Source organism: Lelliottia sp. EB106-05-01-XG201 (genome assembly GCF_058791735.1).
Genome location: NZ_JBYTDV010000001.1, coordinates 15118 through 35908, shown reverse-complemented (window position 1 = coordinate 35908; position 20791 = coordinate 15118). Strand labels below are relative to the sequence as shown.

18 protein-coding genes are annotated in these 20791 nt (G+C 57.8%); 5 read left to right on the top strand and 13 right to left on the bottom strand.

Features of this window, described 5'->3' with window-relative positions; translation table 11 throughout:
• Window positions 1-93 precede the first annotated feature (93 nt).
• From ilvN to ivbL, 3 genes are all read right to left on the bottom strand, one after another.
• On the bottom strand, window positions 94-381 hold the full coding sequence (ilvN, locus tag AC3WS9_RS00160; protein WP_492486058.1) for an acetolactate synthase small subunit: 288 nt from the start codon (window positions 379-381) through the stop codon (window positions 94-96).
• 3 nt (window positions 382-384) lie between these two features.
• Window positions 385-2073: an acetolactate synthase large subunit gene (gene ilvB / locus AC3WS9_RS00155; RefSeq protein WP_492486056.1), complete on the bottom strand. Its 1689-nt coding sequence runs from the start codon at window positions 2071-2073 to the stop codon at window positions 385-387.
• Between the two features lie 102 nt (window positions 2074-2175).
• Window positions 2176-2274 (bottom strand): ilvB operon leader peptide IvbL, encoded by a 99-nt coding sequence (gene ivbL, locus AC3WS9_RS00150; RefSeq protein WP_100778255.1) that lies wholly within the window; start codon window positions 2272-2274, stop codon window positions 2176-2178.
• A gap of 523 nt (window positions 2275-2797) precedes the next feature.
• Here ivbL and tisB point away from each other — a divergent pair.
• Together tisB and emrD are read left to right on the top strand one after the other, a co-directional pair.
• Window positions 2798-2887, top strand: coding sequence for a type I toxin-antitoxin system toxin TisB (gene tisB / locus AC3WS9_RS00145; RefSeq protein ID WP_282494036.1), 90 nt, complete (start codon window positions 2798-2800; stop codon window positions 2885-2887).
• Between the two features lie 230 nt (window positions 2888-3117).
• Window positions 3118-4302, top strand: coding sequence for a multidrug efflux MFS transporter EmrD (gene emrD / locus AC3WS9_RS00140; protein ID WP_492486053.1), 1185 nt, complete (start codon window positions 3118-3120; stop codon window positions 4300-4302).
• A gap of 163 nt (window positions 4303-4465) precedes the next feature.
• On the opposite strand, the gene AC3WS9_RS00135 is transcribed toward emrD, so the two are convergent.
• The 4 genes from AC3WS9_RS00135 to dsdC form a co-directional block, all read right to left on the bottom strand.
• The gene (locus AC3WS9_RS00135) at window positions 4466-4921 is read right to left on the bottom strand and encodes a sugar tyrosine-protein kinase (protein WP_492486051.1); all 456 of its coding nucleotides are present in this window, start codon (window positions 4919-4921) and stop codon (window positions 4466-4468) included.
• 4 nt (window positions 4922-4925) lie between these two features.
• Window positions 4926-9044 carry an RHS repeat-associated core domain-containing protein gene (locus AC3WS9_RS00130; protein ID WP_492486049.1) on the bottom strand — a complete coding sequence of 1373 codons (4119 nt, stop codon included), beginning with the start codon at window positions 9042-9044 and terminating at the stop codon, window positions 4926-4928.
• 104 nt (window positions 9045-9148) lie between these two features.
• Window positions 9149-10150, bottom strand: coding sequence for a cellulase family glycosylhydrolase (locus AC3WS9_RS00125; protein ID WP_492486047.1), 1002 nt, complete (start codon window positions 10148-10150; stop codon window positions 9149-9151).
• An 86-nt stretch (window positions 10151-10236) separates the two neighbouring features.
• Window positions 10237-11163, bottom strand: a complete 927-nt coding sequence (dsdC, locus tag AC3WS9_RS00120; protein ID WP_492486045.1) for a DNA-binding transcriptional regulator DsdC — start codon at window positions 11161-11163, stop codon at window positions 10237-10239.
• Window positions 11164-11378: 215 nt separating this feature from the next.
• Here dsdC and dsdX point away from each other — a divergent pair, with 215 nt between their 5' ends.
• A complete protein-coding gene (dsdX, locus tag AC3WS9_RS00115) occupies window positions 11379-12716 on the top strand; it encodes a D-serine transporter DsdX (protein ID WP_492486043.1) in 1338 nt (445 codons plus the stop codon).
• A 17-nt stretch (window positions 12717-12733) separates the two neighbouring features.
• A complete protein-coding gene (gene dsdA, locus AC3WS9_RS00110) occupies window positions 12734-14035 on the top strand; it encodes a D-serine ammonia-lyase (protein WP_492486041.1) in 1302 nt (433 codons plus the stop codon).
• Here dsdA and AC3WS9_RS00105 read toward each other — a convergent pair.
• From AC3WS9_RS00105 to AC3WS9_RS00085, 5 genes are all read right to left on the bottom strand, one after another.
• Complete coding sequence (locus tag AC3WS9_RS00105) at window positions 14021-14482, bottom strand: regulator (protein WP_492486039.1); 462 nt, start codon at window positions 14480-14482, stop codon at window positions 14021-14023. The two genes, dsdA and AC3WS9_RS00105, sit on opposite strands and share 15 nt — an antisense overlap.
• An 8-nt stretch (window positions 14483-14490) precedes the next feature.
• Complete coding sequence (locus AC3WS9_RS00100) at window positions 14491-14838, bottom strand: DUF202 domain-containing protein (RefSeq protein ID WP_285146274.1); 348 nt, start codon at window positions 14836-14838, stop codon at window positions 14491-14493.
• Complete coding sequence (locus tag AC3WS9_RS00095) at window positions 14828-15175, bottom strand: YidH family protein (protein WP_282494044.1); 348 nt, start codon at window positions 15173-15175, stop codon at window positions 14828-14830. The genes AC3WS9_RS00100 and AC3WS9_RS00095 overlap by 11 nt, the downstream gene beginning before the upstream one ends.
• A 77-nt stretch (window positions 15176-15252) precedes the next feature.
• The gene (locus AC3WS9_RS00090) at window positions 15253-16575 is read right to left on the bottom strand and encodes a 6-phospho-alpha-glucosidase (RefSeq protein ID WP_492486036.1); all 1323 of its coding nucleotides are present in this window, start codon (window positions 16573-16575) and stop codon (window positions 15253-15255) included.
• Window positions 16572-18188 (bottom strand): alpha-glucoside-specific PTS transporter subunit IIBC, encoded by a 1617-nt coding sequence (locus tag AC3WS9_RS00085; protein WP_285155044.1) that lies wholly within the window; start codon window positions 18186-18188, stop codon window positions 16572-16574. The genes AC3WS9_RS00090 and AC3WS9_RS00085 overlap by 4 nt, the downstream gene beginning before the upstream one ends.
• 221 nt (window positions 18189-18409) lie before the next feature.
• Between AC3WS9_RS00085 and AC3WS9_RS00080 the strand changes: the two genes are divergently transcribed.
• Entirely contained in the window at window positions 18410-19156 is a 747-nt protein-coding gene (locus AC3WS9_RS00080; RefSeq protein WP_282494047.1) for a GntR family transcriptional regulator, read from the top strand.
• Here AC3WS9_RS00080 and AC3WS9_RS00075 read toward each other — a convergent pair.
• Window positions 19124-20785 (bottom strand): putative transporter, encoded by a 1662-nt coding sequence (locus AC3WS9_RS00075; RefSeq protein ID WP_282494048.1) that lies wholly within the window; start codon window positions 20783-20785, stop codon window positions 19124-19126. The genes AC3WS9_RS00080 and AC3WS9_RS00075 overlap by 33 nt on opposite strands.
• Window positions 20786-20791 lie beyond the last annotated feature (6 nt).

The following is a 20791-nucleotide window of genomic DNA, read 5'->3' as shown; positions in this document are numbered from 1 at the left end:
ATCAGGCCTACAACGGCAATGTCCAGCGCAGTGCTTTACGGCAAAGCCGCCTACCTTAACGATAAGCGCGCTGCCGTTCAAGCCTTGAGCGATTTACTCAAAAAACACCGCAATTTTATTAAACATGGTCGGATCGGACTGGTTGCGCACCACTTTAGTGACGTCTTCCAGCTTGTCGATTTGCGCCATCATCTGCTTCAGGCGCTGGTCGTCGTTCACCAGTAGCCAGATGCGGCTCTGATCGCTGCCCTGAATCGGCAGACACAGAATGCCTTCGACGTTAAACGCGCGGCGGGCGAACAGGCCGCAGACGTGGGTCATGACGCCTGGGTGGTTGCGGACGGTGAGTTCGAGAATGACGTTATCGTATTGTTTCTGCATGGCTTATTCTCCCACCATCTCAGTATTGGCCGCACCCGGCGGGACCATCGGATACACTTTTTGTTCGGGGTCGATGCGCACGTGGATCAGCGCCGGGCCCGGACGGGAAATCGCCTCCTGCAGGGCGGCCTGCGCGTCCTCAGCGGCATTCAAATCGCAGGTGTGCAGGCCAAAACCGGCGGCAATCTGCATGAAATTGATCGTCCCCGGATAGGTCGCCGCAAACACGCCCTGCTTGTAAAACAAGCTCTGCTGCTGATGCACCAGGCCCAGCGCTTCGTTGTTCATCAGGATGATTTTCACGTCGAGCTGGTTTTCCGCCGCCGTCGCCATCTCCTGAATATTCATCATCAGGCTGCCGTCACCGGAGAAGCAAATGACCTTGCGGTCCGGATTCGCCAGCGCTGCACCCACGGCAGCAGGCAGGCCGAAGCCCATCGTCCCCAGGCCGCCGGAGGTCAGCCACTGGCGCGGACGGTTCAGCGGGTAGGCCTGGGCAGTCCACATCTGATGCTGGCCGACGTCGGTGGTAATAATCGCGCTGTCGTGCACGCAGGAGGCGACGGCGTTAATCAGGCCGTAGTGGCTGAGCGGATCGCCTTCGGTTGGAATCGCACTTGGGAACTCCTGCTGCAGCTGGGCGACCAGATCGCGCCATTCGGCGTTGTCGGTGGCGTGGGTTTGCGGGATCAACTGGGCGAGCACTTCGCCCACGTCGCCCTGAATCGCCACGTGCGGCTGTTTGATTTTGCCCAGCTCGGCGCGGTCGATATCGACGTGGATGATCTTCGCGTTCGGGCAGAACTGCTCGGTTTTGCCAATCGCCCGGTCATCAAAACGTGCGCCGAGAACGATCAGTAAATCAGACTCTTGCAGGATAAAGTTGGTGCTGCGCGCGCCGTGCATCCCCAGCATACCTAATGAGAGCGGGTGCGCTTTCGGCAGCAAACCCAGCGCCATCAGGGTCATGGTGGTCGGCAAATTGGCTTTTTCGGCGAATTCACGCACCTGTTCAGAGGCGTTAATCGCCCCGCCGCCCAGATAGAGCACCGGGCGAATCGCTGCGTTGATCATCGCGGCGGCATCTTGCACGCTCTGGGCGCTGAATTCCGGCGCGGGTGCGCGGTCACCCGGCTCCGGGAAGGTCTCGATGTCGATTTCAGCGGTTTGCACGTCCTTAGGAATGTCTATCCACACCGGGCCCGGGCGACCGGATTGCGCAATGCGGAACGCATCGGCGATCACCTGAGGTAACTCGGCGATATCGCGAACTAAATAGTTGTGCTTGGTGATGGGGATAGAGATGCCGTAGGTGTCGACTTCCTGAAACGCATCGGTGCCGATCATCGACGAGGGAACCTGGCCGGTAATGCAGATCAGCGGGATGGAGTCGAGGCGCGCGTCGGCGATGGCGGTCACCAGGTTAGTGGCACCCGGTCCGCTACAGGCCATACAGACCGCAGGTTTGCCCTGAGTTCGCGCCATGCCCTGGGCGATAAATCCGGCCCCCTGCTCGTGACGTGCCAGCACGTGGCGGATCTGCGTGCTTTGACTTAAGGCGTCATAGAGCGGCAGAACCGTACCGCCCGGAATGCCCGAAACGATGCTGATGCCCTGACGTTCCAGTAAGTGAACGATTAACTGCGCGCCGGTAAAACGCGTCTTGCCAGATGTTGTGCCCGAACTTGCCATGCTCCAGTCCTTTTGTTCTGAGCCGACTTTCCGGGAGGTTTAAACTAAAAACCCCGCCGGTTTGCGCCGGCGGGGTTTTGGATTCGTGTGTTGATCCAGTCCCTACGGCGCATTGCCGACGACCACCACCACACGTACGACGACCACTGCGGCAGGTTGCGCAGTTTTTAGTAGGGTCGACGCCATCATGGAAGTTGTCATTGAGGACCTGTGTTTAGAATCATTGATAGAATTTATACAAACACAGGATTCAGAGCCTGACAATGGAAATATTTTCATCCACCTGAATTTGCGTCAGGGATCACGTTTCGTTTGTCGAATGATGAAAACAAAAAACCCCGCCGGAGCGAGGTTTTTTTTCAGGGTTTGCGGTTGGTTTCCGCGAACACACTGTGTTACGTCAACGCAAGAAGTATACGCGATCGGCCACGAACGCGCAATTTTAGGCTTCTTTTTTGATGAATCTGAGTATGGATCAGCCCACCGATTTTGTCGATAAAATACTGTTCATACATCCAGTATTTATCTATACTGATTTTGTTCGCAGTGAGTTACGGGGGCCGCAAGCAGTACACCGGCGCAACGAAGTCCTGGCTGAAACGGGTGGTGCCGTCAGTGCCTTAACCCCCCAATGAGCACACTGTGTTACGTCAACAAAGGTGCTGGCAACAGGCGGCGGAGAGGTACGCCAGCATCGTGCTCCTTCTGCCAGAAGGAGGCGCGTATGGGCGTCGTGGATATGGTCATTCTTATCCTGAAACTCATTGTTGCGGTACTGCAACTGCTTGATGCCGTCCTGAAATACCTGCGGTAATTCAGGTTCAAGTCGCACCAGAGAGGGGCGGGCAACCGCCCCTCTTTAACACCTGCACAGTGGCAACATAAGTTGCCGAGATCGTTTACAAATCCTGCCTGCTTTCGCTCAACCATTCACCTCAGAGATGCTTAATTTGTCATCTCATTGTGGTAGATTCCTCGCGCATTTATGGGAATGCGCAGTCACTTATTCTTTATTTCTCTCTTTTTGCAAAAGTATTCAGCGACATGAAAAAGCAAAGGAACGTTAATTTACTGTTGATGCTGGTGTTACTGGTGGCCGTCGGTCAGATGGCGCAGACCATTTATATTCCGGCGATTGCAGACATGGCGAAGGAGCTCAGCGTGCGCGAAGGCGCGGTGCAAAGCGTGATGGCCGCCTATCTGCTGACCTACGGCGTCTCGCAGCTGTTCTACGGTCCGCTCTCTGACCGCGTTGGACGCCGCCCGGTGATCCTCGTCGGCATGACGATTTTCATGATCGCCACGGTGATTGCGATGACCACTCACAGCCTGACGATCCTGATTGCCGCCAGCGCCTTACAGGGCATGGGGACCGGCGTCGGCGGGGTGATGGCGCGAACGCTGCCGCGCGATATGTACCAGGGGACACAGCTGCGTCACGCCAACAGCCTGCTGAATATGGGCATTCTGGTCAGCCCGCTGCTGGCCCCGCTGATTGGCGGCGTGCTGGACAGCATCTGGTCCTGGCGCGCCTGTTACGCCTTCCTGCTGATCCTGTGCATTATCGTCACCTTCAGCATGGCGCGCTGGATGCCGGAAACGCGCCCGACGGGTGCGCCGCGCACGAAGCTTATCGCCAACTACAAAACGCTGTTCGGCAACGGGGCCTTCACCTGTTATCTGCTGATGTTGATTGGCGGTCTGGCGGGGATCGCGGTGTTTGAAGCCTGTTCTGGCGTGTTACTCGGCGCGGGCCTGGGGCTGAGCAGTATGGTGGTGAGTATTCTGTTTATCCTGCCGATCCCGGCGGCGTTCTTCGGGGCGTGGTTTGCCGGTCGCCCGAATAAACGTTTTTCCACCCTGATGTGGCAGTCGGTGATGAGCTGCCTGCTGGCTGGCGTGATGATGTGGGTCCCGGGCTTACTGGGCGTGATGACCGTCTGGACGCTGCTGATCCCGGCCGCCCTGTTCTTCTTCGGCGCGGGTATGCTCTTCCCGCTGGCGACCAGCGGCGCGATGGAGCCGTTCCCGTTCCTCGCCGGTACCGCGGGCGCTTTGGTCGGGGGTTTGCAGAACATCGGTTCCGGCGCGCTGGCCTGGCTCTCCGCCATGATGCCGCAAACCGGTCAGTCTAGCCTTGGCCTGCTGATGACCCTGATGGGGCTGCTGATTTTGCTATGCTGGCTGCCGCTGGCGTCGCGTGAGCCGCATCACGAGCAGACGATTTAATCACATGATGGCCCGGCTTCTCGTCGGGCTTTTCGCACAATGGCGTGAAACGAGAATCCATACCGACAACAATACCAATAAAAATATTATTAAAGCGCCACGTAAAAACACCTGATACCAACATTTTACTAATCTACCCCAGAATCCAGTTGACTGATGGACTTTATAGCTTAATAACTTCTCCACGTTTTCCGCCATCGTCCATAAAATACGTTCCCAATCGTAATTTCTCTTTATCATTCTTTCTTATTAACTTGAATTCTTCTATCAAAGAATAATGTTCATATGTTGAGCGATAAGTCGTTATCACAACATTAGAGTTGATAACATTGCTGGATATTAAATCAAACCTCACAAAGTTACCTAAAATATATTTTTTCTTTTTCATTAAATTGATAAAGTCATTTTCATCTGTTATTTTTTGAAAATCTGGAGTTCCTTTTCCATACATGTCGGCATAATCTCCGTGATTATACATCGTCTGAAAAATTAAATTTTCCGCCATAGCTTCACGTCTTATTACTTCATCCTTTTGAATGAATGATTGAAATATAAATACACTAAAGAAAATAGTTAAAATGAACAGCACTGCAATTGCGATGTATTTTTTACTCATCATAAGATCACCCTAATAACTCCGATAAGCACCTGGATGATTGAGAGCAGGTAAGCTCTCCACCAAAGACTCCAACCCCAGGACCAAAACTGACAGTTCCGGAATAATTTCCAGACGTATCTTTCGTTCCTGTTCCAGATAATTTACCTAATATACCGCCTGAATATAAAAGACCTTCTGACTTAGTTTCACCAGGAGATGCTCCCGCACCTGAAATCGTTCCTGATAGAGCTAATCCTGCGGCATATCCCGTTCCACTATGATCACAAAGTGTATAATAAGCACAAACATCTTTGTTCCCCGATGCCTTATCATTTGTTCCAATTGCAATTCCCGCTGCCACACTTCCCCCACTAAATGCATCTAAGGAAATACCTACATCGACTGAGAGTGAGCCGGAAAATGGCTTATAGTAAGGTCCGTTTGCAACCTCTATGGCAGCCGTTGCAGATTCATATGACATATTACCTTCTGATGCACTATTAACTGTAGAACCAGCCCATTTGCCAAATTCACCACCAAATTCAATTAGCCCTAGTGGATCAATCCCATAAAGTGGGTCTGATGGATAGATGTACCCATTCCATCCACCCCGTAACCCAGTTGGATCCTGAGTAATATATCTTCCCTGCTGCGGGTCATAATAACGATGGCGGTTATAATACAGCTCCGTTTCCGTATCGTATTGCTGGCCCGGCAGACGAATGAGCTGCTGCAGATTGTCCGGGTTCTCTTCGTGCAGCAGATTCCCCCATTCATCAAATTCCCCGCTCCATGCGAGGCTGCCGTCTTCGTTAATTAAGGCCAGCGGCAACCCCCGGTGGTCGCAGTGGTACAGATGGGTTTTCCGGGCCGGGGTGTATTCCGGCTCCATCTGATTTTTCATCTGCTCCGGCGTCAGGCCGCACCGGGTCAGCCACTGGCGGCTGTGGTCGCTGAGTTGGCCGGTCTGCAGTTCGCATTCCAGATTATCCAGCATTGCGACCAGCTCCGGTACAAAATCCACTCCCGCGTCCTGTTGGAGTTTCTCTGCCAGAGTGCGACGAATGGCTTTTGTCAGCTCACCGGTGGCCGTTTCGATGCGGATTAACGGCGTGAAGGTCCCCGGATGATACACCGTCTGGATGCGAGTGGTGTCGTTCTGGGTGGTGGTCAGCCGGTCGCCGTCCCAGCCGTACCACACGGATTCAGCGGGGTCGGTCGGGAGATACCAGATACCGTCGTATATCTGGCCGTGCCAGACCTGTTTGCAGATACGGCGCCCGAGCGGGTCATACGCGTAGCGGCTCTCGGTCAGCAGGTGACCGTTCTGCCTCTTTTGGTAGTGTGTCAGCCGGTGCTGGTTATCGTACCCGTAGTGATGAGTGATGCTCCCGTCCTGATGGATACGGCGCTCGTCTTTTTCTGTCAGGCTCCCGTGGACGTCGTAATGATAAAAATGCTCTGCGTCCTGAGTGATGCGGTTATCCCGCCACACGTCCGGCAGGGCTTCCTGTGCCGCTGTGCGGTTCCCCGCCGGGTCGGTCGGGGTCTGTTGTGTCAGGTCGTGGTGTGCGGACTGTATGTGTGTGCTGATCAGGCGTCCGTTCTCATACCCGTAGTCGCGCTGGTCGTGCGGGCCGTGGATGTGGGTGAGCTGTCCGTCCGCATTCCAGGTGTAGTCCCGGCTGAGCTGCGGAATGTTCAGATGGTGGCTCTGTAGCTGACCGCCGGGCGTGTACATCGTCGCCAGCTCATAGCCGCCGAACCGGCGCTGCGTTTCCCGGTGCAGGCGGTCGCGGGTGTACTCGATGAGCGGTGTGGCGCCGAGTTTCATGCCCGCCAGATAACCGGAGCCATACGTCAGCCACTCCACCGGCGGCAACTGGTCCGGGGTCATCCGGTTCACCATGCCCGAACGATAGTCATGCCGGGTGACATGCTGCCACAGCAGGGTATCTGTTTCGGGGCAGTGGACCGTCTGGCGCTCAGCCGTGAGATGACCTTCGGGGCTGTAGTCATATGAAACCGTGACGCGGTGTCCTTCGCTCAGATGGCTGATATCCGTCAGCCAGCCGCGCGCGTCATACTGCCACTTTTCTGCGGGTTCGCCGTTCACCGTTCGGCTGAGCAGGCGTCCGGCGTCGTCGTACTGCCAGACGATAGTCAGGCTTTCGTCTTCGCTTTGAATCAACTGTCCGCTGGCGTTGTACCGGTAGCGTCTGATGCGTCCGTCAAAACCGGTCTCCTGCGTCAGGCGGTCCAGCGCATCGTAAGCGAATTCAGTGTGGCTGCCGTTCTCATTGGTCAGGGTGGTCACGCGACCGGCGGCGTCGTACGCCATCCGCCGGGTGAGGGTGCCCTGCGCTGCGAGGACGATATTTCCCCGGTTGTCGAAGCCGGTTTCGCTGCGCTGACCATCAGGGGATATCACCGCCGTCAGGTCGCCTGCGACGTTGTATTCATAGCGGGTCTGCTGTCCGGCAGCATCGGTTATCACCGCCAGCCTGCCGCGCGCATCGTATGCCCGGTACTGGCTTAAGCCTTCCTCACGGTGAACAACGGTCAACTGGCCGAAGCGGTCATATTCATAGCGGGTTTCATATCCCGAACAGTCAGTATAAGAAAGCAGCTGGCCGTAGCGGCTCCAGGTCATCTGCTTCTTGCTGCCGGTGGGGTCTTCGGACGCGGTCGGGTACTCGCTGTGCGGGTCATCATAGGTATAACGCGTCACGTCGCCCTGGCGTGAGGTGTCGGCGGTCAGCCTGCCCAGGTCGTCGTACTCCTGCCGGCTTTCCAGCCCGTCCGGATACACCGTGGCGGTCAGCTGACGCTGGCTGTTGTAGTAAAATTCCGTGAGCCTGCCGTCCGGCGTGACCGTTGCTGCCAGCAGGCCCGAGCCGGGACTGAGCCGGTATTCAGTCCTGCGGCCTGCCGCGTCGGTCTGCGCCACCAGGCGGCCCGCGTTGTCGAATTCACTCTGTGTGATGCTGCCGTCGGTGAATTCCTTTTTCACCACCCGCTTCAGGCCGCCTTCGCCTTCGGTGTGCAGCACCTCGCGACGGTTCAGGCTGTCGGTAATCACCGTGTGGTGTTTTTCATACTGGTAGCGGAAGCTCAGACCGTCCGGGTTGTGCTGCTCCGTGACGCGCCCGGTGGCGTCGTAGCGATAGGTCGTCTGCGGCCTGCCCGCATACTGATGGGCCACCATCCGGCCCGGATGCCTGTCGTCATATGTAAACTGACGAACCTGCGTGCCGCTGCGGTCATACACCGCGGAAAGCTCGCCGCGGGGCGAATAGTCGTAACGCGCCAGAGGTGCAGCGGGCAGGTTGTCCGGGTACTCAGGGTCGTGTGCCAGCCAGACTTCAGAAAGACGGACACCGCTGGCTGTGCTGGTCAGCCCCAGCCGGAAGCGGCGGCCTGCGCCGTCGGTCACTCCGGTGATGCTCCCGGCAAACTCACCTGAAGGGGCGCGGTGAAACGTCAGCGTGCGACCAAAATTATCCACCAGCCCGGTCAGCACCCGGTACGGCGGCAGCGGCGCGGGAAGGAGTTCATCCACAGACGGCACGCGCTCCGCCCACCCGAGCAGCCACCACGGGCCCTGCAGGCTGTTGGTGGCCAGGTAAATGTTGGGGCTGAGGCGGACATCCTCCGGCAGGGCCTGCCAGAGACGATGCAGGGGATGGACGGCATTCAGGTTCAGCACGCCGCCGCGTGCCAGCCAGAAGGACTCGGTGCAGCTGAACGCCACCTCACCCGGCAGAAGCAGGTCAAAGTGAATGCTGCGCCCGCCGTTGTCGTTGAGTATCAGTTCGTCATTGCGGATTTGCAGGCGGATATCGGAAGGCGCTTTCCAGCCGGGACCGAAAAGGCCCTCCGGCGCGGGCGTTTTCGTACGGTAGCTGCTGTAGGTGCGGGACAGAACAAAGGGCAGCGGACCGTACAGGGCGAGGTCCGTTTCACCGGGCAGGACTTTGGCCCCGAGCAGCGGGTTTACCGGGCTGCCGGACACCACTCCGCCGGGACACACCGAACAGGCAACGCCGGTCGGTGCTCCAATCATCACCCCAAGGCTGCCCTGCACAATCGGGCCGCCGATGGCGGTCATATCACCCTGGCGGGCGGCAGGTTTTCCGCTCATGGTCAATTCCTTTTGAAATTAGCGATGAGCGGAGACTACAGGGAACGACGGCCAAAAAAATGGTCTGAAAAGCGACAAATGAAACTTTAGGAATATATAAAGACTTACGATTTAATCACATGATGGCCCGGCTTCTCGTCGGGCTTTTCGCACACCGGGGCGAGCATTGCCTGCAATAACGGTTCCGGCCCCGGTCGCCACGCCCCCTCCTCCCCGTCGTAAAACTGGAAATCCGCGTTAATCGCGTACGGGATTTTGGCTTTTTGCAGTTCACAGGCCATGAAGTTCGCGAACGCCATCTGCGGCGCCGTCGGCGTCACGCGGCTGGATTCGCCCACGCCCCAGCCGCCCACCCAGCTCACATGCCCGGTTTTTTGCTGCCAGCGCAGGGCGGTGTTAATCCGGCTGCGAATCGCCGATTTCTCGGCGGCGGTGCCTGACGTCCAGGGGTATTTACCGTTGTTCTTGAGCGGTCCCCACGGGAAGATATGCCACTCGGCCAGCACATAGTTTTGGCTATGAGCGGGCAGCCGGAGGCTGGCGAGATCTTCCGGTGCCGCGCGCAGGCGCGGAGCGACGAAAATCATGCGATCGGCATCGATGGCGTGAATCGCTTTGATCGTTTTATCGTAGACGCGGTTGAGGGACGCGATATTGTGATTCAGCTTGTCCGCCGGTTCGTAGATCAGGTCAAACCCGAGCAGCGGCGAACTTTTCTCGAAGTAATGCGCGACGGCAATCCACCAGTTCACCACCTCTTTTTCGTTGTCCGCTTTCGGGTCGTTTTTGTACTCATCCGCCTGGTAGGCAATCACCGGAATGACGCCGTACTGATCGCAGGCCTCCACCAGCTTGCGCAGGTGGATCAGCCGCGCTTCCGTTGGTTCTCCCGCCACGCGAATGCGCACGTGGGTAAAGCCCTTGGCCTTAAAATCACGCACTTCCAGCGGGTCGAACTCACGAATGCCGCGCTCGGTGCGCGCCCAGTCCACGTCGATACCCACGCCGAGCTGCTGCGCATAGCGCGCAGCCGTCAGCGGAGGCTCAGCGGCAGACACCCAGCCAGAGGAGAAAATCAGCGCAGCGGCGATCAGAGGCTTTAACACGGTTAACCTTGCGAAGAATCGAAAGCAATAGGCTGTATTTAGCACGCTTTTTGCCGTTTGGTGTAGAGGCTAAGCGTAATAATTCTTCATCCCACCTGACTTTTCAGCCAGTCGATAAAGGCATCAATTTTCGGCCACTGCCTGCCGGAGAGGGTCGAGATGTAGTAGTGCTGATGGCATTTCAGCGCTTTCTCGCCGAACGGCGCAATCAGTTCCCCGCGATCCAGCCGTTTTTGCACCAGCCGCTGCCGCCCCATGGCGACGCCGACGTGGTTCATTGCCGCGATAACCGCTAAATCGGAACGATCGAAGCCAATCCCCGATGATGGCGGCAAATTCACGCCAAAGTGTTGCGCCCAGCTAAACCACTCGTCAGTTCCGGAATCATTGCTCCACGCCTGGCGGTCGTGCAAAAGAGTGCAGTGGCGCAGATTGTCGGGGTTTTTCATCAGCTCGTGCTCGCGCGCGTATTCCGGGGTGCAGACCGGCAGGATGGCCTCGTCCATCAGGAAATGGTGAGAAAGCTGCGTGGGCGGCGTATCGTCGAAATAGAGCGCCAGATCGATACCCGTTCGCTGCATGTTCGGGTAATCGTTGCCCGTCAGAATGGTCAGGGAGATCGACGGATAGCGGCGGGTGAAATCCCCGAGCATCGGCACCAGCCAGCACTGGGCGATAGACGGGCGAGAATAGACGGTCAGCGTGCCGGAGAGCGCCTGATTTTTGATGTCGAGGATCTCCTGATTCAGGGTATCGAGCGACGATTTCAGCGTCCAGAAGACCCGTTTTCCCTCCGGCGTCAGCTCCACCCTGCGGTGCGAACGGACGAACAGCTGAATGCCCAGCTCCTCTTCCAGCAGGTTAATGCGATGGCTGACCGCGCTCGGGCTGAGGGACAACTCTTCCGCCGCCAGCGCGAAGGACTCGTGCCGGGCCGCCACCTCAAAGGTGTACATTTTCGACAGCTGCCAGCCGTTCAGCAGGCGATTTCCGACCTCGTTCTCATCGTTCATGGCGACTTTTTTCTCTCTTCAGACTCATTTTACTGCGCCCAGAATACCGGTTCTGGATGAATTTATGTGAACCAACCCCGTAATAAGTGCGCTTTTTAGAACGGCGTCACTCACTTGATCCAATCTGTCTCACCTGAACGGCAATTTATATCGTTTGTCAGCCAGTGCCGTTTTTTCGTCCAATAGCCGCAGATAACTTAAGGGTGAGGTGAGATATGGGATCTCAGATGTGGGTTGTGGCGACGCTGCTGGCAAGCATCGTGTTGATTGTATTAACCATCGTAAAACTGAAGTTTCACCCGTTTCTGGCGCTGCTGCTGGCGAGCTTTTTCGTCGGCACGATGATGGGCATGAGCCCGCTGGATATGGTGAATGCCATTGAGAGCGGCATCGGCGGCACGCTGGGATTCCTCGCAGCGGTGATTGGCCTGGGCACCATTCTCGGCAAAATGATGGAAGTGTCCGGCGCGGCGGAGCGCATCGGCCTGACGCTCCAGCGCTGCCGCTGGCTCTCTGCCGACGTGATTATGGTGCTGGTTGGGCTGATCTGCGGTATCACGCTGTTTGTCGAAGTGGGCGTGGTGTTGCTGATCCCGCTCGCGTTCTCGATTGCCAAAAAGACCCAGACCTCGCTGCTGAAACTGGCGATCCCACTCTGTACCGCGCTGATGGCGGTTCACTGCGTGGTGCCACCGCACCCGGCGGCGCTGTTTGTGACCAACAAACTGGGCGCGGACGTGGGGACGGTGATTGTTTACGGTCTGATGGTCGGGCTGATGGCGTCCCTGGTGGGTGGCCCGCTGTTCCTGAAACTGCTCGGCGATCGCCTGCCGTTCAAGCCGGTTCCGGCGGAGTTTTCTGACCTGAAAGTGCGCGAAGAACACACCCTGCCGACGCTCGGTGCCACGCTGTTCACGGTGCTGCTGCCGATTGGCCTGATGCTGGTGAAAACCATCGCCGAGCTGAACATGGAAAAAACCGGTTCGCTCTACACCCTGCTGGAATTTATCGGCAACCCGATCACCGCCATGTTTATCGCCGTCTTTGTGGCCTACTACCTGCTCGGTATTCGCCAGCACATCGGCATGAGCGCCCTGCTCAAGCACACGGAAACCGGCTTTGGCTCGATCGCGAACATCCTGCTGATCATCGGCGCAGGCGGGGCGTTTAACGCGATCCTCAAAACCAGCGGCCTGGCCGACACGCTGGCGCTGATTTTATCCAACATGCACATGCACCCGATTCTGCTGGCCTGGCTGGTGGCGTTGATTCTGCATGCGGCGGTCGGCTCTGCCACCGTGGCGATGATGGGCGCGACGGCGATTGTCGCCCCGATGCTGCCGCTCTATCCCAACGTTAGCCCGGAGATCATCGCCATTGCCATCGGTTCTGGCGCCATTGGCTGCACGATCGTGACGGATTCTCTCTTCTGGCTGGTGAAGCAATACTGCGGCGCGACCCTGAATGAGACCTTCAAATACTATACAACGGCGACATTTATCGCCTCGGTACTTGCACTTGGCTGCACGTTCCTGCTTTCTTTCATTATCTAAGCGCGAAGAGACGTACTATGGAAAACGCAAACATCACCACCTTAACCGCCCAATTTCCTCTGGTAGAGGATCTGATGGCGCTGAAAGAGACCACCTGGTTTAACCCGCGCACCACCTCGCTTGCCGAAGGGTTGCCGTACGTCGGGCTGTCCCAGGCGGATGTGAAGGATGCCCACGCACGCCTGGCGCGTTTTGCGCCTTACCTGGCAAAAGCCTTCCCGGAAACTGCCGCCAAAAACGGCATTATCGAATCCGACGTGGTGGCTATTCCTGCCATGCAGAGCCGACTGGCGAAGGAATTTGCGACGCCGATTAACGGCACATTGCTGCTGAAAAAAGACAGTCATCTGCCGATCTCCGGCTCCATTAAAGCGCGCGGCGGGATTTATGAAGTGCTGACCCACGCCGAAAAGCTGGCGCTGGAAGCGGGGCTGCTGTCGCTCACGGACGATTACAGCATCCTGCTGGAGCCTCGCTTCAAAGACTTTTTCAGTCAGTACAGCATCGCCGTCGGCTCGACGGGTAACCTCGGGATGTCGATTGGCATTATGAGCGCCCGCGTCGGCTTTAAGGTGACAGTACATATGTCGGCCGACGCCCGCGAGTGGAAAAAGGCCAAACTGCGCAGCCACGGCGTGGAAGTGGTGGAGTACGAGCAGGATTACGGCGTGGCGGTGGAGCAAGGGCGCAAGGCCGCTGAGAGCGATCCGAACTGTTTCTTTATCGACGACGAAAACTCCCGCACGCTCTTTTTAGGTTATGCCGTCGCAGGTGAGCGCCTGAAAGCGCAGTTTGCCGGGCAGGGGCGCGTGGTGGATGCGGATCATCCGCTGTATGTCTATCTCCCGTGCGGCGTGGGCGGTGGCCCTGGCGGCGTGGCGTTTGGTCTCAAGCTGGCCTTTGGCGACCATGTTCACTGCTTCTTCGCCGAGCCGACCCATTCACCGTGCATGCTGCTGGGGGTGTATACCGGTTTGCACGATGAGATTGCGGTGCAGGATCTGGGGATTGATAACGTGACGGCCGCAGACGGTCTGGCGGTCGGGCGCGCATCCGGGTTTGTAGGGCGTGCGATGGAGCGCCTGCTGGATGGCTTCTACACCCTGTCCGATCAGAGCATGTACGACATGCTAGGCTGGCTGGCGCAGGAGGAGGGGATTCGCCTCGAGCCATCGGCGCTGGCGGGCATGGCCGGGCCGGTGCGGGTGCCTGTTCAGCCGAACGCGACGCACCTTGTCTGGGCGACCGGCGGCGGTATGGTCCCGGAAGCGGAGATGGCGAAATACCTGGCGAAGGGCCGCCCGTCACTTCTGTCGTAACAGCGCCATCAGCTCCTGCGTCGAGCGGTTGTGCTTTTTCAAATCGCGCATCACTTTCATAAAGGGTGCGCTGTAATCATAGAACGCCAGATAGCCCTGACAGAGTTCGTCGTCATTGGCCGCCGTGCATAAGCGGCGGCCAGGGCAGGTCTGGCATTTCATCAGGTCCTTCTTCTCGCACAGCGCGGTGCCGCACCAGCCGTTGAGCGTTTCGTCGAACAGGCGCACCGAAATCTCCCCGATATCCTCCCGAACCCACATGGCAAAGATCTGCGTTAAGAACTGGCCCCAGACCTCTGGCGTGACGGGCTTTTCGCCCAGCGTCTGGGGTAAAAAATGGAGGTTTTTGCTTCCGCTCTGACGTAACGATTGATACACCTTCCCTGGTTCACGTACGTTGCAGTTATCCACCACAACCACGCGGGTACTCTCGTGGCATCCTGTCATTGACGACCCTAAAAATTCAGAATTTGCTGTAAGTGCGTAACAGCAAACAGCAATGCGAGGGAGAGTACTGCGAGAGAGATCAAGAATTTGTCACGCACCGCTTTCGGCTGCACAAAATCATCGCGATTCACGTCCATCAGATTGCGGCTGCGGGTGTAGCGCCAGAGAATTGTCGCCACCAGCGCCAGCACCACCAGCGATATCCAGAACGGCAGACCGGTGCGGTGCCAGTTGTGTTTAATCGCCAGCGCAATCAACGCGCCGTAACCGAGCAGCGTGCGCAGCCAGGCGAGCGACGTGCGTTCAGGCTGCAGGCCGGGATCGACTTCCCGCCGCGCTTTGCGGCTATCCGCCATAGAACACCAGCGCCATCACCACGCCCGCCACCGTCAGTAAAATCACACTGATTGCCAGTAGCCCGCGCGTGTAGGGCAGATCCTGCTTGAGGCGCATCGCCTTTTCATTGCGCAGCCAGCGAAGGTAGCCGTAGATCGCCAGCACACCGGCGAACAGACAGAGCAGCAGCGCCAGCACTTCGCGAATCAGGGGAGTGGCAAAATCCGGGGCGAGCTGGTCCAGCCCGACGCCCGCGGCAAGAAACCCCAGCGCGGTGCGGATCCATGCCAGGAATGTGCGTTCATTGGCGAGAGAAAACCGATAGTCCGGTGCTTCGCCCAGCTGGGAAATTTTCATGAAGGCTCCTTGTCGTCGCGCAAGCAGGCTTCAGCATAGCGTAAATTGACCGGCATCTGGGATGCCGGTCGGCGGGATTAGTGCAATTCAGGCCAGTACGCTTTGTTGGCCTCAATCAGATCGTCGAGGATGGCTTTGGCAACCGAAGCGCTCGGCACGGTTTTAGAGAGCGTAATCGCCTGCCAGAGTTTGGTGTAGGAGCGCTCTTCCCAGGCGTCGACCACCAGTTTTTCGACCGCCACCTGCTGGCCCATCAGCCCTTTCTGGAAGTGCGGGATGTCGCCCACGGTCAGCGGCTCAGGGCCGTTTTTGCCGACCAGGCACGGAATTTCGACCATCGCATCGGAATCGAAGTTATGGATGGCGCCGTTGTTCGGCACAATCAGCAGCATCCGCTCCTGGGTGTTGAAGGCGATGGCGGTGGCCAGATCGACGATATACGACGCATGTTCGTCGATTTCCAGCTCACCGGCGGAGGATTTCCCCGCTTCGATGATCGCGCGGCAGGAGCTAAAGACGTGCTTCTCGCGGTGATCCATCACTTCGTTGGCGCGGGTGCGTTCCGGGTTGGAGTGCGCCACCACGTAATCCGGGAAGAAGTAATATTTCAGGTAGGTGTTCGGCATGGTGTCCGGGTCGAGCGCCTGCACATCTTTTGCTTTCGCGAAAGTGTCGTTCCAGCTCGCTTCCGTCTGCGCATCGTCAGAGGGCGGAACATAGCCGTGTTTCGCGACGTATTCGCGCAGTTTCGGCATCAGATCGTTCCCGTTCAGGTCTTCAATCGACGTCCACCAGCCGAAGTGGTTCAGGCCGTAGTAGCGCACGCGCATCTCTTTGCGGTCTTTCAGGCCGACAATCTGCGCCATTCGCCCTTCGATGCCGATGGGCATATCGCAGATGTTGAGGATTTTGGCTTGTGGACGCAGACGACGCGTCGCTTCAGCGACGATTGCCGCCGGGTTGGAGTAGTTGAGCATCCACGCGTTCGGGGAGTATTTCTCCATGTAATCCACCAGCTCCAGCACGCCGCCAATGGAGCGCATGCCGTAGGAGATCCCGCCCGGCCCGCAGGTTTCCTGGCCCAGCACGCCGTGACGCAGTGGGATTTTTTCATCTTTTTCGCGCATCGGGTATTTGCCGACGCGAATGTGGGCCATCACAAAGTCCACGTCGGTAAAGGCCGCTTTAGGGTCGGTGGTGTAGCTGAATTCGATGTCCGGAGCCTGCTCCTGAAGGATAATTTTGCACGCCTCGGCGATGGTCTCCTGACGTGCGCCGTCGTTGTCATAGAACTTGAGGGCGCGCAGCGGGAAGCGATCGCGATTCGCCAGTAACATCAGGACGATACCCGGAGTGAAAGTACTGCCGCCGCCTGCGATAACAACTGAGAATTTTTTCATGATACAGCCTCTGTCAGGGTAGATGATGGGGTCGAAGAAGGAGTGTTCATCAGGGATTCAAGCTGGTCGCGCACCTGTGGCACGTGCAGCCCGACAATCACCTGAATCCCGTTGCCGCGACGCACCACACCGTGGGCGCCAAGGGCTTTGAAAACGTCGTCACTTTGCGTTTTGCTCATGTCGATCAGGGCGATACGCAGTCGGGTGGCGCAGTTGTTGATGCTTTCGATATTGCCTGCCCCGCCGAGCGCCTGCAGATAACCTGCCGCCTGGCCCGAGCTGGTGTTGGCGGCGACGGTGGTTTGCCCGCGCGCGGCCTGGTAATCCGCTTTGCTGTAGAGTTTGATTTCGCTCTCTTCGCGGCCCGGTGTTTTCAGGTTGAAGCGTTCGATGAGGGTCTTAAAGACCAGGAAGTAGAGCCCGGTGAAGCACACGCCGATGCCAATCTGGGTGAACATCATCGAGGCATGGTTGTGGAACATCGGGATCCAGTTTTGCGGCAGGAACTGGTCGAGCAGACCGCCACCCATATTGCCGACCACGCCAAACATGTACATCACGGTCGCCATGGTCGCCGCCAGCACCGCGTGAACGGCAAACAGCAGCGGGGAGATAAACAGGAAGGTGAATTCCAGCGGCTCGGTGATCCCCACCAGCATCGCGGTGAGGGTGGCTGGGATCAGCAGGCCCGCCACTTTGACGCGGTTTTCCGGCGACGCGGTGTACCACAGCGCCAGCGCAATCCCGACGGAGCCGAACACTTTCGAGTTACCGTGCAGGGCAAAACCGCCTTCCGGGAACAGGGTTTTCAGCGGCAGCGTGCTCTGGCTGAACTCCTGCAGATGCTGCGCCCAGTAAACCTGGATACCGCCCTCGACCGCCGCCGGGCCGAAAATAAACGGACCGTAGACGAAGTGGTGCAGCCCGGTTGGGATCAGAATGCGTTCGAGGAAGGTGTAAACCCACACGCCCAGCGCCCCGGCGGAGCGTAAAAACGCCTGCAACGACTCGATGCCCATCTGCACTTTTGGCCAGCCGAGCAAAGTCAGCCAGGCGCAGGGAATCATCACGAAGAAGGCGATGATCACTACGAACGAAGTGCCCTGGAAGATCCCGAGGAAGACCGGCAGCTGTTTGTCGAAATAGCGGTTGTGGATAGCGGTCACCAGCCCGGAGATCACAATCGCGCCGATGATGCTGGTGTCGAGGGTTTTGATCCCGGCAATCATCGCCAGCCCGCTGCCCGCCGTCGGTTCAGCCATGAAGTTCACGCCAAAGAACTGACCCCAGGTCATGCCCATCGCGTTAATAAAGTAGTTCCAGGTCAGGAAGCTAATCAGTACCGCCAGACAGGCCCGGCCCTGCGCCTGTTTGGCGAGGCCAATCGGTAAACCGACGGCGAAAATCAGCGGCATATTACGAAAGACCGCCCAGCCGCCCTCTTCAATGATGTGGACGATTTGCGCAAACAGATGATCGGGTGCCGTTAAAGCCTCGCCCACAAAAAGCGGATTGCGCAGCATGATTGCAATTCCGACCACCATGCCTGCGAAAGGGAACAACAGCACCGGGGTAAACATGGCGCCGCCAAAACGTTGTATTTGACTGAGCATCTTTAAATCCTCATGTAACAACCTGTAGGGGGTTTGGCCTTATTGGTTTTGTGCTGGCCTGAACTGAGGATAAGAATTTACTCAGCGGCTAACACCGCGTCCCGCTGCGTTCCGTGATCGCATTCATGGTTTTAATTTGCTCACTCAGGTCTACTTTCAGTTCAAAATATGGACATGTTAAGACGCGATGCCCGCATGAATCAGCGCAGAGAGGTCTACAGGTGATCTACAAATCCATAGCCGACAGACTCCGGTTGCGGCTCAATTCGTCCGATTACAACGTCGGCAGCCCGCTGCCCGGCGAAAAGGCGCTGGCGCAGGAGTTCGGCGTGGCGCGCATGACGATCCGCAAGGCTATTGATCTGCTGGTCGGCTGGGGGCTGGTGGTGCGCCGTCACGGAAGCGGCACCTTTGTCGCGCGCAAGGACGTTCACCACGAAACCACCAATCTGACCGGGCTGGTTGAAGTGCTGCGCCAGCAGGGCAAAGAGGTGCAGAGCAAGGTATTGCAGTTTGAAGTGATGCCCGCTCCGCCCGCTATCGCCAGCCAGCTGCGCATCCAGATAGATGAGCGGATCTACTTTTCGCGCCGGGTGCGTTACGTCGAGGGAAAACCGCTGATGCTGGAGGACAGCTTTATGCCCGTGAAGCTGTTTCGCAACCTGTCGCTGGCCCATCTTGAGGGGTCGAAGTTTGATTACATCGAGAAGGAGTGCGGGATCACCATCAGCGGAAATTACGAGAGCCTGACGCCGGTGCTGGCGGACCGCCAGATGGCAAACCTGATGAACTTACCGGAACAGACGCCGCTGCTGCGCATTACCTCCCTTTCCTACAGCGACAGCGGCGAGTTCCTCAATTATTCGGTGATGTTCCGTAATACCAGCGATTATCAGGTGGACTACCATCTGCGGCGCATCCACCCGGACGAGCTGTTAGCCTATCCCCCAGAACAGCACGGCCAGTAGCTGCGGGGTGATGATGCGCAGGAACATCACCAGCGGATAAACGGTGGCGTACGAAAGCGCCGCCGCGCCGCTGGTGGCGTGCAGGTTATTGGCGAAGGCCAGCGCGGGTGGATCGGTCATCGACCCGGCCAGCATCCCGCACAGGGTCAGGTAGTTCATCTTCGCGAACATCCGCGCCAGTATCCCGACCGTCAGCAGCGGCACCGCCGTGATGACTATTCCGTAGCCAATCCAGCTTATCCCCTCGCCCTGGGTCAGGGTGTGGATAAAGTCCCCGCCGGATTTCAGCCCCACCACCGACAGGAACAGCACGATCCCCAGCTCGCGCAGGGCCAGGTTCGCGCTCGGCGGCATGAACCAGTACAGCTTACCGATACAGCCGATCCGCCCCAGAATCAGCGCCATGATCAGCGGCCCGCCCGCCAGACCGAGCTTCAGCGCCACCGGGAAACCGGGCACGTACAGGGGAATAGAGCCGAGCAGCACGCCGAGCCCAATGCCGATAAACACTGGCAGCATCTGCACCTGCTGCAATTTTTGCTGCGCGTTGCCGACCATATCGGCGACGGCATCGATGGACGACGGGCGGCCCACCAGATTGAGGATATCGCCGAACTGCAGGCTGGCATCCGGGCTGGCGACCAGCTCAACGCCCGCGCGATTAAGGCGCGAGATCACCACGTCGTAGCGCTCTTTCACCTGTAGATCGCGGATTTTCTTGCCCAATACCTGCTCGTTGGTGACCACCACGCGTTCGACGCGCATGTCGGTGCCGCGCGTGGAGAGCGATGTATCCACCTCCTGACCGATCACCAGCTGGGCGCTGTGCAGATCGCCGGGCTGACCGACCAGATGCAGTAGGTCGCCGAGCTGAATCACGGTGCCCGGCGAGGGCACCATCAGCATTTCGTCGCGTTTCAGGCGCGAGCAGATGATGTTGACGCTGTTCAGGATCGGCACGTCCTGAATCGCCATCTGGTTAAGATTGGGGTTTTCGACGCGGATGTTGATGGTTTTGATCAGCATGTGGCCATTGGTCATCGTCGATTCATGCTTTTTCGCCTCGTCATCGACGTTGATACGAAACAGCACGCGCACCAGCCACATGGTCAGCAGAATGCCGCAAATCCCGAACGGGTAGGCCATCGCATAGCTCATCCCCATTTGATCGACGACGTCGGGCGCAATGCCCAGATCGCGCAGGATTTGCTGCCCGGCCCCCAATGCAGGGGTGTTGGTGACCGCGCCGGAGAAGATCCCCAGCACCACCGGAAGCGGAATTTCAAACAGTTTGTGCAGAATGGCAGTGACGAGACCGCCCATCACCACAATGCCGAGGGCAAAGAGATTCAGGCGCAGGCCGGAGACGCGAAGCGAGGCGAAAAACCCAGGGCCGACCTGAATACCGATGGTGTAGACGAAGAGGATCAGGCCGAATTCCTGGATGAAGTGCAGCATTTCCGCACTGAGGGTCAGCCCAAGCTGATCGGCGAAATGGCCGACAAAAATCCCGCCGAACAGCACCCCGCCAATGCCAAATCCGACACCGCGGATTTTAATGTTGCCAATCCACAGCCCAACCACCGCAACCAGGGCCAACACGCTAACCGTTAACGCGATATCACTCATGACCTT